This is a genomic window from Corallococcus sp. Z5C101001 (assembly GCF_007352635.1).
Classification (GTDB): Bacteria; Myxococcota; Myxococcia; order Myxococcales; family Myxococcaceae; genus Corallococcus; species Corallococcus silvisoli.
The window spans coordinates 84,675-99,266 of the sequence record NZ_VKLU01000006.1; the positions used below are offsets into that span (position 1 = coordinate 84,675).

Genomic DNA, 14,592 nt, shown 5'->3' on the forward strand with positions numbered 1-14,592 from the left:
GCGCCGCGCATCCGGTAGCATCCGCCCCTCAACGCCGAACGCGAAGGGATGGTGCCGATGCTCACCGGTCGCATGATGGACTTCCCTCTCACCCTGACGCACTTCCTGGAGCGCGCGCGCACGTACTACGCGGCGCAGGAGATCGTCAGCCGCAATCCGGACAAGTCCCTGCACCGCTACACGTACGCGGACTTCCACCGGCGCGTCAGCCAGCTGGCGAACGCGCTGACGCGGCTGGGGGTGAAGCCAGGGGACCGGGTGGCGTCGCTGAGCTGGAACCACCACCAGCACCTGGAGGTCTACATCGGGGTGCCGGCGATGGGCGCGGTGATGCACACGCTCAACCTGCGGCTGCACCCCAACGACCTGGCCTACATCGCGCGCCACGCGGAGGACATGGTGGTGGTGGTGGACCGCTCGCTCCTGCCGCTGGTGGAGAAGTTCGAGAAGGCGGCCGGCTGCATCAAGCACGTCATCGTCATCCCGGATGACGGCCCGGTGCCGGAGGGGCGGCTGGACTACGAGCAGCTGCTGGCGGCGGCGGAAGGCACCTTCGCCTTCCCCCGGCTGGATGAGAACAGCGCGGCGATGCTCTGCTACACGTCCGGGACGACGGGCAACCCGAAGGGGGTGCTCTACAGCCACCGCTCCATCGTGCTGCACACGCTGGTGTGCTGCCTGCCGGAGGTGCTGGGGCTGCGGGAGTCGGACACGGTGCTCGCGGTGGTGCCCATGTTCCACGCGGCGGCGTGGGGCCTGCCGTTCGACGCGCTGCTCACGGGTTCGAAGCAGGTGCTGCCCGGGCCGCACCTGGATCCCCAGTCGCTGCTGGAGCTGATGCAGGGCGAGCGGGTCACGGTGGCGGGCGGCGTGCCCACCATCTGGCTGGGCATCCTGGCGCAGCTGGACCGGGAGCCGGGCAGGTGGGACCTGAGCACGATGCGGCACATGGTGATTGGCGGCTCCGCGGCGCCGCCGGCGCTCATCGACGGGTTCCGCAAGCGCCACGGGCAGAACGTGCTGCACGCCTGGGGCATGACGGAGATGAACCCGGTGGGCACGCTCGCGCGGCTCAAGGGGGACCTGCGCACCGCCTCGCCGGAGGCGCAGCTGGAGGCATACGCGTCGCAGGGCTATTCGGTGCCCTTCGTGGAGACGCGCCACGTGAGCGACAGCGGCGAGGTGCTGCCCTGGGACGGCCAGGCCATGGGCGAGCTGGAGGTGCGCGGGCCCATGGTGGCGGCGTCCTACTTCGGCGACGAGGGCAAGGACCGGTTCACGAAGGACGGGTGGTTCAAGACGGGCGACGTGGTGACCATCGACCCGGCGGGCTACCTGCACATCACCGACCGCAGCAAGGACGTCATCAAGTCAGGCGGCGAGTGGATCAGCTCCGTGGCGCTGGAGAACGCGCTGATGTCGCACCCCAGCGTGCTGGAGGCGGCGGTGTTCGCGGGCCGGCACGCCAGGTGGGACGAACGGCCGCTGGCGGCGGTGGTGTTCAAGGCGGGGCAGCAGGCGACGAAGGAGGAGCTGACCGCGCACCTGGAGAAGCAGTTCGCGAAGTGGTGGCTGCCGGATGACTTCCTCTTCGTGTCCCAGATTCCGCGCACGTCGACGGGGAAGTTCCTGAAGATGAAGCTGCGGGAGGACTTCGGGGACCACCTGCTGAAGACGCCTGTCGCGTCCTGAAAGCGCTGGCCACCTGACACTGGGAGCTGGCGGCTCGCGCTGGGGCGGGGCTGGGGGTAACGTCAGGGTGTGATGCCCTCCGTCCAACAGCTCCGCCCGTTCGCCTACGCGCCCGTGCAGGCCTTCCTGCAAGCCTCCGGCCCGGTGGTGCTCATCCAGCAGCCGCCAGAGCCGGTGTTCCAGCAGGTGGCGCTGCGGCTGGCGGAGGCGCGCACGGTGGGCATGGCGCACCGCTCGCGGCTGGTGGACCGGCTGCTGGTGATGCTCCAGGGGTTCGACGCGCTGGAGGTCCACTTCCTGGGGCCGGAGCGGGACGGGCAGGAGATGAAGGTGGGGCGCATGGACGGGTGCGCGCTGCTGGTGCACGACCCGTCGGTGTCGAAGCAGCACGCGGTGCTGCGCTGGCACGCGGCGCAGGGGTCGTGCTCGGTGATGGACCTGGGCTCCATGAACGGCACCTGGCTGAACGCCGGCGCGCTGGGCGAGGGCGAGGTGCGGATGCTCACGGACGGGGACGCGCTGTCCTTCGGGGACGCGCAGTTCCTGTACCTCCGGGCGGAGACGCTGCACTCGCACCTGCGGCTCGCCAGCCCCGGCGGCGGGCTGTGACGGGCGCCTCCCCGCGAATCCCCGGCTGAGACCCGGCGGGTCCAGGCAGGCAGCCAGCGACGGAGGACGGCGCGCTGTCAGGGGGTCCGTTATCCTCGGGCCTCCTCACACCGAGAGCGCGCACACGATGGGAAGGCTGCTGGTCCTGCTGTGGGTCTATCTGGGCGCTTACCTCGTGCTGCGCAGGTTGTGGCCCGCCGTCACCCGCGGCTGGCGCCAGGGCGTGCTCCTGGGCCTGATGGGCGTGGCGCTCGCGACCTGGCTGGTGCCCGCGCTGACGGGCTACGGCCTCCACCACACGCCGCCGCTCCTGGCGCCGCTGAAGCTGTTCGCCGTCGTCTGGAGCATCGCCGCGCTCCTGGTGATGCTGGCGGGCCTGCCCTTCCTGGTGCTGAAGCTGCGCGCCGAACGCCGCCAGCAGGCCGCGCCCCCGGGCGTCGACCTGGGGCGACGCGACCTCCTGATGAAGGCCGGCCAGGCCGTGCCCGTGCTCGCCGTGGGCGCGAGCGGCGTGGGCGTCGTGGGCGGCAGCCTGGGCTTCACCGTGCGCGAGGTGGAGGTGAAGCTGCGCGGCCTCCCCGCCGCGCTCGACGGCTTCCGCATCGGGCAGATCACCGACGTCCACGTGGGCCCCTTCATCTCCCCGGAGTACCTGCGCGGCGCCGTGGAGGCGATGAACACCGCCGGAGTCGACCTCCAGGTGATGACGGGCGACCTCATCGACGACGTGAACCAGGTCGAGGAGACGATGGCCGCCCTCGCCTCCACGACGGCGCGCCACGGCATGCTCGCCATCCTGGGCAACCACGAGCACTGGCGCGGACTCGACGAGGTCCTGGGCGGCTATGAGCAGCTGGCCCGGCGCGGAGCCCCGGTGCGCCTGCTCGTGGACGAGGCCCACGTGCTGGAACACGGCGGCCAGCGCGTGCGCGTGGTGGGCGTGGACTTCCCCATCTCCAGCCGCGGCCGCGCCGGGCGCGACAGCCGCTGGAAGCAGTCCGCGGAGACGGCCTTCGCGGACGGCCACCCGGACGACGTGGTCCTCTGCCTCTCCCACCACCCGGACTTCTTCTCCTACGCCGCCGAGCGCGGCGCGCGCCTCACGCTCGCCGGCCACACCCACGGCGGCCAGGTGGCCCTCCTGGGGATTCCGCTGTTCGGCTTCGTCTTCAAGCACATGCTCGGCCGCTACCGCTTCCGCGACAGCCACCTGTACGTCTCCGGCGGCACGGGGCACTGGCTCCCCTTCCGCATCGGCATCCCCCCCGAGGTGACGCTGCTCACGCTGCGCAGCGCCTGAAACATCCCGACGCGTGCGGACTTCCGCCAACGCACCCCGCCAAAGGTCTCAACCCCAGCCGCCTTGTTTCACCGATTTTACGTGGAACATGTTTTATAGTATGTAAAACGTGTTTAGAACGAAGGGGCGGAATAATGAGAACCTTGAAGCAGTGGGCCTGCGTCGCGGGTGCGCTCTCGGTGTTGGCGGTGGGCTGTGGTCCGGAGGACTCGCCGTGGAACGACCCCACGAGCGGCCTCCAGGAGCTGGACAGCTGCAAGGGCGACAACAAGCTGGCGGATGGCGGCAAGTACTTCGTCAACAACAACTGGGGAGACATGGGGGTGCAGGACCAGGGGGGTTACACGGGCATCGACAACAGCAACCCCAATGACAAGGGCGTCATCGACGCGGAGAAGAAGGCCGCGGCGGCGCTGGATGGGGGCGGCTGTATCTACGGCGCGCACGGAGGCAATCCGGCCACCTGTGGAGGGCAGACGTCGGTGCAGGGCCTGCCCAACGACACGAGCCAGTCCATCTTCCACAACGAGTACCACCCGGAGTGCGGAGGCAAGCCGCTCATCCTGAGCGTCTGCTACTCCGGCGCGAAGGGCACCAACGGCTACCAGCCCATCGCGGCGGTCGTCAGCGGGAACTACAACGTCCCGCCCGAGAAGATCATGGCGTGCACGGGCACGGTGGCCCCGGGCGTCCCGATGCGGTGCTTTGGCACCATCGTGGATGGCAACGGCAAGGCCATTGGCGACCAGAAGGTGGGCGGCGTGGACTTCGTGCAGGTCCGCGGCGAGCCGGGGCCGAATGACGTCGTCCGGTGCAAGCCGAACGACACGTGCCCGACGTGCACCCCGGACGCGGGCGTGGACGCGGGCACCGACGGCGGGGTCCGTCCGGATGCGGGCGTGGACGCCGGCACCGTGGACGCGGGCACCGACGGCGGGGTCCGTCCGGATGCGGGCGTCGACGCGGGCACCGTGGACGCCGGCACCGTGGACGCCGGCACTGACGGCGGGGTCCGTCCGGATGCGGGCGTGGACGCGGGCACCGTGGATGCGGGGCCCCCGCCGTTCGACGCGGGCGTCATCATCCGCGACGCGGGCGTCATCGTCCTCAACGCGCACGCCGCGCGCTGACGGACGCGCGAGCAGCCCGGGCCCCGTTCCGCCTTGCTGGCGCGACGGGGCCCCACGGCCTGACGCACTCCCGGTCCCCCGAAGCCCCTTCCCTCGAGGGGCGTGAGCGCGGCCCTACGGCTGACGCGCCGCTGCTTCGAGCAGGCGCAGCGGCGTGTCCCGTCCCATGGCGATGAAGGGCGCCCAGTAGTGGGGATGGGGCTGGGCCTGTCGCAGCTCCCGCATCGCCTCGCGCAGCGCCGTGGCCAGGCCCTGCCCCGCCAACAGGTGGCGGTAGTAGGTCTCCATCAGTGTGCGCGTCGTCGCGTCGTCCACCTTCCAGAGACTCATCACCACCGTCTCCGCGCCCGCGACGAGGAAGGCCCGGCGCAAGCCGTAGACGCCCTGCCCCCGCCGGACGTCGCCCCGGCCGGTGTCGCAGGCGGAGAGGACCACCAGCTGGGTGCCCCACAGGTCCAGCCCCGCCAGCTCCAGGGCCGTCACCAGCGAGCTGTCGGGGGAGGCTCCCGAGTCACTGGCGCTGGACGCCGCTTGCGCGCGCTCCCCCGCGAGGAGCAAGCCCGAACGCAACAGGGGGTCCGGAGGGCGCGGCGCCCGGGCATCCTCGCCCAGCGCGCCGAAGTGGGCGATGGCGCGGGTGTTCTCCTGGGTGGCGGCGTCCTCCAGGAAGAAGCCGTGCGTGGCCAGGTGGAGGATGCCGGGCGTGGTCATCCGCAGCAGCCGCTCCTTGGTCGCCTTGGGCCCCAGGTAGAGCTGGGCCTGGGGAAAGAGGCGTTGGATGGCCTCCGCCTCCTCACGGGAGCCCGGCAGGGGCACCGGGGCCCAGTCACGCATCCGCAGGTCCTCGGGGCGCGTGGGAGCGGAGCGCTCGGCCCACGCGTCCGCGCTCGCCGGAGCCTCGGCCGTGGCCTGGAGTCCGGGGCGGAAGGCCGGGTCCGCCAGGACGACCACGGATGACGCGGAGCGGGGCGGCTGGGGACGGGGCAGCAGGTCCTTGCCGGACGTGAGGTAGGTGAAGTCGTAGGTGTCGACCAGGAACCGCTGGCCGTCGTGCAGCGCCGCGAAGGGGACCAGGGCCAGCTGACCATCCGGCGACAGGAAGAGGCGGTGGGCCTTCCCCAAGAGCGGCAGCAGCGGCTGGAAGGCGAGCTGGTAGAGCGCCTGGGAGGACGCGTCGAAGGCGGCATCCCGGCGGGCCAGCGCGTCCCGCATGCGCGAGGCGGCGGCCTCGATGGGCTCCGCCAGGCCCAGGTCGAGCGTCCGGATGCTCGCGTCGGGCAGCAGCACCAGCGCCATGCAGCGCAGCTGGGCCGAGGAGGTGCGCGCGCCCGGAACGAGGGGGCGATCCTCGTACGTGATGAACTCCACGAGCGCCCCGTCCTCCGGCAGGGCCGCGGCGACGCGGTCGACGATGTCCTCGGGCGCGGGCAGCGCGGCCAGCGCGCGCAGGGGCGCCGAGCGCCGGGCGAGGGTGGCCTCCAGCGCATCGCCCTGCGTGGCCAGGGCCTCGAGCTGCCGCTGGTAGGCGGAGGGCGGGAGCGCACCGGGCCCGTGGAGCGACAGGCTCGCCAGCTGGCTGCGCAGCCCGCGCAGCCGCGCGAAGGTGCCGCGCTCCTCGTCCCCCAGGCTCCGGTAGACCGCCCGGGAGATGTCCGCGGTCTCCTCCACGGAGCGACCCTTGAGCAGCAGCGCGGCGCTCAATGCCAGACGCCGGACCTCCGCGGATTCGGGGTGCGCGCGCAGCAGCGCGTACAGGTGCTCCTCGTCGACGCGCAGCAGCTGGAGGAAGCTGGCCAGCCGCGCCTCGGAGAACTCCAGCGCCTCCCGGCGAAGGCGCTGCTCGGAGACGGCGAAGGCCCGCGTGAACAGCGGCACCGCCGCGTCCAGGCGCCGCTGGGCCAGCCGCAGCAGAGCCAGGTTGTTGAGCGACGCCGCGAGGTCCGGGTGGTTGCGGCCCAGGACGGCCTCACGGATGGCGAGCGCGCGCTCGTAGAGCGGCTCCGCCCGGCCGTACTGCCCCTGGTCCCGGTAGAGGTTGGCCAGGTTGCTGAGCGCGCCGGCGACATCCGGATGGTTCCTGCCAAGCACCTCCTCCCAGATGGAGAGCGCGCGCACATAGAGCGGCTCCGCCCGGTCGTACCGGCCCTGCTTGCGATACAGGGTGGCCAGGTTGTTGAGCAGCGCGGCGACGTGGGGATGGCGCTTGCCGAGCGACGTCTCCCAGAGGACGAGCGCGCGCGCGAACAGCGGCTCCGCCCGGTCGATCAACCCCTGCGCCTGATAGAGCGTGGCCAGGTTGTTGAGCGACGCCGCGAGGTCGGAGGGGTTGCCGTCCGGCGCCGCCTCCCGGATGGAGAGGGCCCGCGTGTACAGCGGCTCCGCCCGGTCATACAGCCCCTGGTCCTGGTAGAGGTTGGCCAGGTTGTTGAGGGAGTCCGCGACCCGGGGATGCCGCTTGCCCAGGGACTCCTCGCGGATGGAGCGCGCGCGCTCGTAGAGCGGCTCCGCCCGGCCGTACTGCCCCTGGTCCTGGTAGAGCGTGGCCAGGGTGTCGAGCGAGTCCGCGACCGACGGATGCGCCTTGCCGAGGGCCGACTCCCGGATGGACAGCGCGCGCACGTAGAGCGGCTCCGCCCGGCCGTACAGCCCCTGCTCCCGGTAGAGCAGCGCCAGGTTGTTGAGCGAGTCCGCGACGGTGAGGTGGGACATGCCCAGCACCGTCTCCCGGAGCTCGAGCGCGCGCACGTAGAGCGGCTCCGCCCGGCTGTAGAGGCCCTGGTCCTGGTAGAGCATGGCCAGGTTGTTGAGGGACTGGGCGTAGGCGAACTGGTTCTCGCTGAGGACCGCCTCCTGGCTGGCCATCGCGCCCGTGCGGCGGCGCTTGTCCAGGCTGAACAGGTTGTTCTGCCGCCGGGACAGGGCGTGCTCGTGCGAATAATAGCCCCCGGGCTGCCGGTCCGGCTCCATCACCGGGGAGGCCGCGAAGGCGAGCAGGGAGCTCACGACGACGGAGTCCACGGCGTCGTCGCTCACCGCGGCTTCCCGGATGGCCAACGCGCGCTCGTGCACCACCCCGGCCCGCGCGAAGTCCCCCTGGAGCCGGTACGCCTCGCCGAGCAGGTTCAGGCAGGTGGCGACCTCCCGGTGCGCGCCGCCAAACACGGCCTCCCGCAGCGCGAGGGAGCGCTCACCCGGCGCGACGGCCTCGGCGTACCGGCCCGCATCGTAGAGCGCCAGCGCCGCGTCGTAGGTGCGCTGGGCCTCCAGCAGCTGGCCCTCCACGCCGGCCGGCATCCTCGCGGCGCACCCCAGGGCCAGCACCACCATCCACCCGAGAATCCACCGCATGCCTCCTCCTTGGGGTCCGAAGGGTGGCCCATCCCGTCCCCCCCGTGAGAGAGGCAGGGACCCGGAGAATCATGCAGGAAGGCGCGGCGGTGACGAGGGCGGAGCTACTGCCCGTAGCCCCGAAACTGCTCGAACACCCGCGCCATTTCCGCGTCATCCAGCAAAACCGGTTCCCCGACCTGGAGCGCGCGCCAGTACATGGCGGCCAGCGTCTCCACCTCCACCGCCAGCTTCCAGGCGGCGGGCAGGTCCGCGCCCACCGCCACCATGCCGTGATTGGCCAGCAGGCACGCCTTGCGGCCCTCCAGCGCCGCCATCATGTGCCGCGCCAGCTCCGGCGTGCCGAAGGTGGCGTACTCCGCGCACCGCACGTCCGTGCCGCCCGCCGCGGACACCATGTAATGGAAGGCCGGGATGCCCCGGCGGAGGCACGCGAGCGTGGTGCTGAACATGCTGTGCGCATGCAGCACCGCGCCCACCTCCGGCCGCGCCGCGAGGATGTCCCGGTGCAGCTGCCACTCCGTGGACGGCCTGCGCCGGCCCTCGTGCGTGCCGTCGAAGCGCATGAGGACCACGTCCTCCGGCGTCATCGCCTCGTAGTTCATCCCGGAGGGCGTGAGGAGGAAGCCCTCCTCCACCCGCTGGCTCAGGTTGCCGGACGTGCCCTGGTTCAGCCCGGACGTGTTCATCCGCCGCGCGGTGGCCACCATCGCCTCGCGCAGCGCCGGATGTCCCCCGGCCGCGCTCACGTCGCCGGGCTCCGCTCCGCGCGCCGCTCCGGGAAGAGCGACAGCAGCCCCTCCTCCGTCGCCGGACACACGCCCCGCTCGGTGATGAGCGCCGTCACGAGCCGCGCGGGCGTCACGTCGAACGCGTAGTTGGCCGCGGGGCTCCCGGGCGGGGTGATGCGCACCGTGGCGATGTCCCCCGAAGGCAGCCGGCCCGTCACGTCGCTGAGCTCCGCGCCGTCGCGCTGTTCGATGGGGATCTGCTTCACCCCGTCCTGAATCGTCCAGTCCACCGTGGGCGAGGGCAGCGCCACGTAGAACGGCACGCCGTTGTCCTTCGCCGCCAGCGCCTTCAGGTAGGTGCCGATCTTGTTCGCCACGTCCCCGTGCGCCGTGGTGCGGTCCGTCCCGACGATGCACAGGTCCACCTCCCCGTGCTGCATCAGGTGGCCGCCCACGTTGTCCGCGATGACGGTGTGCGCGACGCCGTGCTGCCCCAGCTCCCAGGCCGTGAGCACCGCGCCCTGGTTGCGCGGGCGCGTCTCATCCACCCAGACGTGGAGCGGCAGGCCCGCGTCGTGCGCCAGGTACATGGGCGCCAGCGCCGTGCCCCAGTCCACCGTCGCCAGCCACCCGGCGTTGCAGTGCGTGAGCACGTTGAGCCGGCCCTTGCGGCCCTTCTTGTCCCACGCCTCCTGGAACAGCTTCAGCGCGTGCTCGCCGATGGCGCGGTTGATGGCCACGTCCTCGTCGCACAGCGCGGCCGCGTGCCGGTACGCCGCCGCCGCCCGCTCCTGGGGCTTCAGCGGCGCGAGCACCTGGCGCATCCCGTCCAGCGCCCAGTGCAGGTTCACCGCCGTGGGCCGCGTGGCCCGCAGCATCGTGAGCGCCTGCTCCAGCGCAGCGTCGGACGCATCCCCCCGCATGGCCAGACACACGCCATAGGCCGCCGTGGCGCCGATGAGCGGCGCGCCCCGCACCAGCATGCTGCGGATGGCGTGGCCCGCCGCGTCCGCCGTGGTCAGCTTCACCTTCACGAACGCATGCGGCAGGCGCGTCTGGTCGATGACGCCGACGCTCCAGCCGTCGGGCTCGACCCAGATGGAGCGCATCGGCTCGCCTTGGACTTTCATCGCCGTGTCTTTCCTTGTTCAGCGCTTGAGGACGCGGCCCGCCACCGCGGAGAGCTTGTCCACCAGGGCCGGGTCGCGCACGTCGGGCGAGGTCATGATGGCGTGGTCCAGCGCCGTCTGGCAGCCGCTCCGGCACGGGCCCGCATGCTGGCCCACGAGCGGCGCGATGTTCTTCACCAGCCCGCGCGCCTTGCCCGCGTTGCCCAGGAGCACCGCCACCACCTGGTCCACCGTCACCGCGTCGTGGTCCGGATGCCAGCAGTCGTAGTCCGTGACCATCGACACGCTCGCGTAGCAGATCTCCGCTTCCCGGGCGAGCTTGGCCTCCGGCATGTTCGTCATGCCAATCACATCACAGCCCCACTGCCGGTACAGCTTGCTCTCCGCCAGCGTGGAGAACTGCGGCCCCTCCATCACCAGGTACGTGCCGCCGCGCACGACCTTGAGGTCCAGGCCCTCGCACGCCGCCATCACCGCGTCGCCCAGGCGCGAGCACACGGGCCTGGCCATCGACACGTGCGCCACCAGCCCCGCGGAGAAGAAGCTCTTCACGCGCGCGAAGGTCCGGTCCACGAACTGATCCACCACCACGAAGGTGCCCGGGGGCAGGTCCTCGCGCAGGCTGCCCACCGCGGAGACGGACAGGATGTCCGTCACGCCGCTGCGCTTGAGCGCGTCGATGTTGGCCCGGAAGTTCAGCTCCGACGGCGGGATGCGGTGCCCCCGGCCGTGGCGCGGCAGGAACACCACCGGCTGGTCGCCGATGCGCCCGAAGCAGAACTCGTCCGACGTCTCACCGAAGGGCGACGACACCCGGCGCCACGAGACATCCGTCAGGCCATCAATCTGATACAGGCCGCTGCCGCCGATGATGCCCAGCACGGGCTTGTTGGAACTCGACATGGTGGAAAGGCTCCGCTCCGGAGGGACGAACGCTTCAGGACACGCGCGCGAACGGGTCGAGCGACGTGAAGTCGTGGAACACCGGGTGCCCGTGGCCCGGGGGGATGGCCACCTCGCCCCGGTCCAGGCACGCCGTGCAGAAGCCCGCCTGCCGGGCCGCGTCCAGCTCCAACACGTTGTCGGAGAGGAACAGGAGGTCCTTCGGCGGCAGCGCCAGCGCCTGGGCGATTCGCGTGTACGACGCGGCCTCCACCTTGGGCCCGGTGGTGGTGTCGAAGTAGCCGGAGAACAGCGGCGACAGGTCCCCCTCCACGCTGTAGCCGAAGATCAGCTTCTGCGCGGCGATGCTGCCGGAGGAATAGACATACAGGCGCAGGCCCGCGCCGTGCCACTCGCGCAGCGCCCGGGCCGCGTCCGCGTGCACGTGGCCCTTCAGCTCGCCGCGCGCGTAGCCATCCGCCCAGAGGAGGCCCTGGAGCGTCTTGAGCGGCGTGGCCTTGCGGTCCTCGTCCAGCCAGCGCTGGAGCAGCGCGACGGTGCCCACGTCGTCCAGCCCGGGCTCGCCCGCGAGCGTGCGCGCGTCGGACAGGCACTGGCGCACGGCGGCGTCCTGGCCGTGCGTCGCGACGTACTCCGCCAGGTGCCTCCGGGCGAAGGGGAAGAGCACGTCCTTCACGAAGGCGATGGAGCTGGTGGTGCCTTCGATGTCGGTGACGATGGCGACCGGGGCGCTCACGGCGCGTACTTCGGGAAGCGGTCGGCGATGGTCTCGCCGGTGAAGTGGCCCACCCAGCCGTCGGGGCGGATGAAGAAGCGGATGGCGGCGAAGCGGGGCCGGGGCCCCATGTCGAACCAGTGCTTCATGCCCTCCGGCACGCTGATGAGGTCGCCCCGGGTGCACTCCACCTGGAACACCTTGTCGCCGGCGTGCAGGTAGAAGCAGCCGCTGCCCTCCACCATGATGCGCGCCTCGTCCTCCGTGTGGGAGTGCTCGGAGAGGAACTTCTGGCGGGCCGCCTCCACGTTGGGCGCGTCCGGCTTGATGCGCGCCACGTCCACGGTGTTGTACCCGTGGGCCTTCTTCTCCGCGTCCACCACGTGCTGGTAGGCCGCGAGCACTTCCTCCTGGCCCGCGTTGTCCGGCAGCTCCACGGACGCGTCCACGCGCTCGAAGCGCACGCCAATGGTCTTCAGCTCCCGGCCGATGTCCGCCACGTCGGTGAAGACGCCCAGCGGTGCCTCCGGCTGGTGGTCCTTGTAGACAATCAGGTTGCTCATCGCCGCACCTTCATCTTCTCGAGTTCGTACGTCAGCAGGTGTTCCAGCGCCACCACGTGGCGCCGCGCCTCGGCCATGCTCCGGCCCCAGGTGTAGAGCCCGTGGCCGGCGATGAGATACGCGACCAGGTCCGTGCGCTTCTCCAGCAGCGCGGTCACCTTCCCGGCCAGCCGGGGGATGTCCTGGTCGTTGGGGAAGATGGGGATGGACACCGCCGCCTCGTGCGTGCGGGTGTCGCCCAGGGCCTTGAGCAGCTCGAAGTCCTGGAGCACCAGCTCGCCCTCGGGCAGCCGCAGGTTGGACAGGAGCGCGGCCACCACGGAGTGCGTGTGCAGCACGGCCTGGGCCTCCGGCCGGTCGCGGTAGAGCTGGAGGTGCAGGGGCGTCTCCGCGGAGGAGCCCTTCGGCGGCGGCGCGTGGATGTCCGCCACCAGCACGTCCGCCTCCACCAGCTCCCCCTTGTCCACGCCGGAGCGCGTGACGGCGGCCGTGCGGGCATCCAGCCTGCGGGAGAAGTTGCCGCTGGTGGCGGGCACGAAGTTGCGCACGCTGAGGAAGCGGCCCACTTCGACGATTTCACGGGCCGCTTCGGACAGCGTGGCGGCGGGGGCCGGGCTGATGCTCATCCATCCCTCGGGGGGGCGTGAGGACGCGATGAAACATCGCGCTGATGACACGGAGCATAATCCGGCGCTGACCGGTAGGCGCAAGGGAACGCGACGCAGGACGTCACCCATCCCTGGGGACGGCTCAGCCGCCCTCCAGCGCGAAGGTGGCCAGCCGCGCGAACTCCTTCTGCCCGTCTTGCTCCAGCACGTCGTTGTGGCCCGCGCCCGGCACCGTGACCACCGTGGCGTGGGGGAAGCGCTGCCCCAGCTCCCGGCCCATGGCCACGGGCACGACGTCGTCGTCCTCGCCATGGATGATGAGCACGGGGATGGGAATGCCGGGGGCCTTGTCCTGGGACTGGTAGCGGTCGCGCATGAGCAGCGTGGCCGGAAGGAAGGGCACCGTGCGCTGGCCCATGGCCACCATGGACGTGTACGGCGACACCAGCACCATGCGGGCCCCGTACCCGCGCCGCGCCATCTCCACCGCGACGCCCGTGCCCAGGCTGCGCCCGCTGAGCACGATGTCCTCCGGCTTCACGCCCTCGTCGCGCAGGAGCTGGAGCGCGGCCTCCGCGGAGGCGTACAGGCCCGCCTCCGACGGACTGCCCGGCGACGCGCCGTAGCCCGGGTACTCCACCGCGAGGAAGCCCAGGCCCGCGTCCCCCAGCATCTGGCCCATCCCCTGCTGTCCCAGGAGCTGTTCACCGTTGCCGTGGAAGTGCACCACCGTGGGCGCTCCCGGCGGCGCGGGCAGGTAGAAGCGATCCACCTGGAGGCCCGTCGCCAGCGGCACCGTGCCGAACCCAGGCCGCGCCCGCAGCGCCTCCGGCGACGAGCGCGGCGCGGGGTAGATGAGGGAGCGCTGCGCGGCGAAGGCGAGTGCGCACAGCGCGAGGTACAGCATGCCGGTGACGAGGAGGAGGGCCATGAGCTGGCGGCGGAAGCGGTGCACGCCGCCACTCCATCACACCGCTCGCTCCCGGGGCGACAGCCGCGCGTCGAAGAACGTGAGCAGCTTCGCCCAGGCGCCGCGCGCGGCCTCCGCATCGTAGTTGGAGCGCGTGTCGTTGAGGAAGGCGTGCTTCGCGCCCGCGAAGGTGTGCCGCTCATAGGGCACGCCCTTCTCTTTCGTGAGGTCCACCAGCGCCGGGACGCTTCCGTTGACGCGCGCGTCATCCTCCGCGTAGAGGCCGAGCACCGGGGCCTTCAGGTGCGTCAGCGTCTCCTGGGGAGGCGTGAAGCCGTAGCAGGTCGCGACGGCCGCGACCTGTGCATCCGCGCTCGCGAGCCGCAGGGCCAGCGAGCCCCCCATGCAGAAGCCCAGGGCGCCCACCTCGCGGCCCTTCGCCGGGCCATGGGACAGCCACTCACGGCCGCCCTTCACGGTGGCCAGGTAGTCCGGCCAGGGGCGGTTCGGGTCGAGCAGCGTGCCCAGGGTCTCGCGGAAGCTCCGGGCCTGGGCTTCGGGGTACCTCGCGAGCCCCTCCTCCAGCTTCGCGTTGTCGAACCACGAGGGCGTGGGCATCGTGTCCAGGAAGGCCTTCACGTCCTCGATGCGCTGGGGGGCCAGCTCCGGGCGACGCCCGCCGTAGGTGTAGAGGTCCGGCGCGAAGACGGCGTAGCCCGCCATCGCCAGCCGGTTCGCGATGTCCTGGATGTGCGGATCCACGCCGAAGACCTCCTGGATGACCACGAGGCCGGGCAGCGGCCCCTTCGCCATCGCCGGGCGCGTGGAGTAGCCCTGCGCGGGCTTGCCCCCCGCGTCGAAGTCCACCCATTCGGATTGAAGTTTCATCGGTCGTCCTCCGGAGCGTGTCGCGTGTGCACGCGGCAGCGTAGCGCCCCGCGCCACGCCCCGCG

At 71.6% G+C, this 14,592-nt stretch carries 13 protein-coding genes; 4 read left to right on the top strand and 9 right to left on the bottom strand.

Annotated elements, in window-relative coordinates; all coding sequences use genetic code 11:
* Window positions 1-57 precede the first annotated feature (57 nt).
* The 4 genes from FOF48_RS15505 to FOF48_RS37080 all read left to right on the top strand — a co-directional run bounded on the left by FOF48_RS15505 (window position 58) and on the right by FOF48_RS37080 (window position 4,731).
* Entirely contained in the window at window positions 58-1,692 is a 1,635-nt protein-coding gene (locus FOF48_RS15505) for a long-chain fatty acid--CoA ligase (RefSeq protein WP_143902365.1), read from the top strand.
* 72 nt (window positions 1,693-1,764) lie between these two features.
* The gene (locus FOF48_RS15510) at window positions 1,765-2,301 is read left to right on the top strand and encodes an FHA domain-containing protein (protein WP_143902367.1); all 537 of its coding nucleotides are present in this window, start codon (window positions 1,765-1,767) and stop codon (window positions 2,299-2,301) included.
* Between the two features lie 127 nt (window positions 2,302-2,428).
* Complete coding sequence (locus FOF48_RS15515; protein ID WP_143902369.1) at window positions 2,429-3,601, top strand: metallophosphoesterase; 1,173 nt, start codon at window positions 2,429-2,431, stop codon at window positions 3,599-3,601.
* 134 nt (window positions 3,602-3,735) lie between these two features.
* Window positions 3,736-4,731 (top strand): hypothetical protein, encoded by a 996-nt coding sequence (locus FOF48_RS37080; RefSeq protein WP_255442230.1) that lies wholly within the window; start codon window positions 3,736-3,738, stop codon window positions 4,729-4,731.
* A gap of 114 nt (window positions 4,732-4,845) precedes the next feature.
* Here the strand turns inward: FOF48_RS37080 and FOF48_RS15525 are convergent, their stop codons facing one another.
* From FOF48_RS15525 to FOF48_RS15565, 9 genes are all read right to left on the bottom strand, one after another.
* Window positions 4,846-8,079: a CHAT domain-containing tetratricopeptide repeat protein gene (locus FOF48_RS15525; protein ID WP_143902371.1), complete on the bottom strand. Its 3,234-nt coding sequence runs from the start codon at window positions 8,077-8,079 to the stop codon at window positions 4,846-4,848.
* Window positions 8,080-8,183: 104 nt separating this feature from the next.
* Window positions 8,184-8,828, bottom strand: a complete 645-nt coding sequence (locus FOF48_RS15530) for a class II aldolase/adducin family protein (protein WP_143902373.1) — start codon at window positions 8,826-8,828, stop codon at window positions 8,184-8,186.
* The gene (gene mtnA, locus FOF48_RS15535) at window positions 8,825-9,940 is read right to left on the bottom strand and encodes an S-methyl-5-thioribose-1-phosphate isomerase (protein ID WP_143902375.1); all 1,116 of its coding nucleotides are present in this window, start codon (window positions 9,938-9,940) and stop codon (window positions 8,825-8,827) included. Before mtnA ends, FOF48_RS15530 begins: the two co-directional genes overlap by 4 nt.
* An 18-nt stretch (window positions 9,941-9,958) precedes the next feature.
* On the bottom strand, window positions 9,959-10,843 hold the full coding sequence (locus FOF48_RS15540; RefSeq protein ID WP_143902378.1) for an S-methyl-5'-thioadenosine phosphorylase: 885 nt from the start codon (window positions 10,841-10,843) through the stop codon (window positions 9,959-9,961).
* Between the two features lie 34 nt (window positions 10,844-10,877).
* Window positions 10,878-11,579, bottom strand: a complete 702-nt coding sequence (mtnC, locus tag FOF48_RS15545) for an acireductone synthase (protein WP_143902380.1) — start codon at window positions 11,577-11,579, stop codon at window positions 10,878-10,880.
* Window positions 11,576-12,121, bottom strand: coding sequence for an acireductone dioxygenase (locus FOF48_RS15550; protein WP_143902382.1), 546 nt, complete (start codon window positions 12,119-12,121; stop codon window positions 11,576-11,578). The genes mtnC and FOF48_RS15550 overlap by 4 nt, the downstream gene beginning before the upstream one ends.
* On the bottom strand, window positions 12,118-12,747 hold the full coding sequence (locus tag FOF48_RS15555) for a methylthioribulose 1-phosphate dehydratase (RefSeq protein WP_143902384.1): 630 nt from the start codon (window positions 12,745-12,747) through the stop codon (window positions 12,118-12,120). The genes FOF48_RS15550 and FOF48_RS15555 overlap by 4 nt, the downstream gene beginning before the upstream one ends.
* 124 nt (window positions 12,748-12,871) lie before the next feature.
* Complete coding sequence (locus FOF48_RS15560; RefSeq protein WP_255442231.1) at window positions 12,872-13,684, bottom strand: alpha/beta hydrolase; 813 nt, start codon at window positions 13,682-13,684, stop codon at window positions 12,872-12,874.
* A 12-nt stretch (window positions 13,685-13,696) separates the two neighbouring features.
* A complete protein-coding gene (locus FOF48_RS15565) occupies window positions 13,697-14,527 on the bottom strand; it encodes a dienelactone hydrolase family protein (protein WP_143902386.1) in 831 nt (276 codons plus the stop codon).
* Between the last annotated feature and the right edge of the window lie 65 nt (window positions 14,528-14,592).

Coding starts and splice junctions, on each gene's coding strand:
- FOF48_RS15505 (WP_143902365.1), top strand. CDS start 58: ATGCTCACCGGTCGCATGATGGACTTCCCTCTCACCCTGACGCACTTC.
- FOF48_RS15510 (WP_143902367.1), top strand. CDS start 1,765: ATGCCCTCCGTCCAACAGCTCCGCCCGTTCGCCTACGCGCCCGTGCAG.
- FOF48_RS15515 (WP_143902369.1), top strand. CDS start 2,429: ATGGGAAGGCTGCTGGTCCTGCTGTGGGTCTATCTGGGCGCTTACCTC.
- FOF48_RS37080 (WP_255442230.1), top strand. CDS start 3,736: ATGAGAACCTTGAAGCAGTGGGCCTGCGTCGCGGGTGCGCTCTCGGTG.
- FOF48_RS15525 (WP_143902371.1), bottom strand. CDS start 8,079: ATGCGGTGGATTCTCGGGTGGATGGTGGTGCTGGCCCTGGGGTGCGCC.
- mtnA (WP_143902375.1), bottom strand. CDS start 9,940: ATGAAAGTCCAAGGCGAGCCGATGCGCTCCATCTGGGTCGAGCCCGAC.
- FOF48_RS15540 (WP_143902378.1), bottom strand. CDS start 10,843: ATGTCGAGTTCCAACAAGCCCGTGCTGGGCATCATCGGCGGCAGCGGC.
- FOF48_RS15550 (WP_143902382.1), bottom strand. CDS start 12,121: ATGAGCAACCTGATTGTCTACAAGGACCACCAGCCGGAGGCACCGCTG.
- FOF48_RS15555 (WP_143902384.1), bottom strand. CDS start 12,747: ATGAGCATCAGCCCGGCCCCCGCCGCCACGCTGTCCGAAGCGGCCCGT.
- FOF48_RS15565 (WP_143902386.1), bottom strand. CDS start 14,527: ATGAAACTTCAATCCGAATGGGTGGACTTCGACGCGGGGGGCAAGCCC.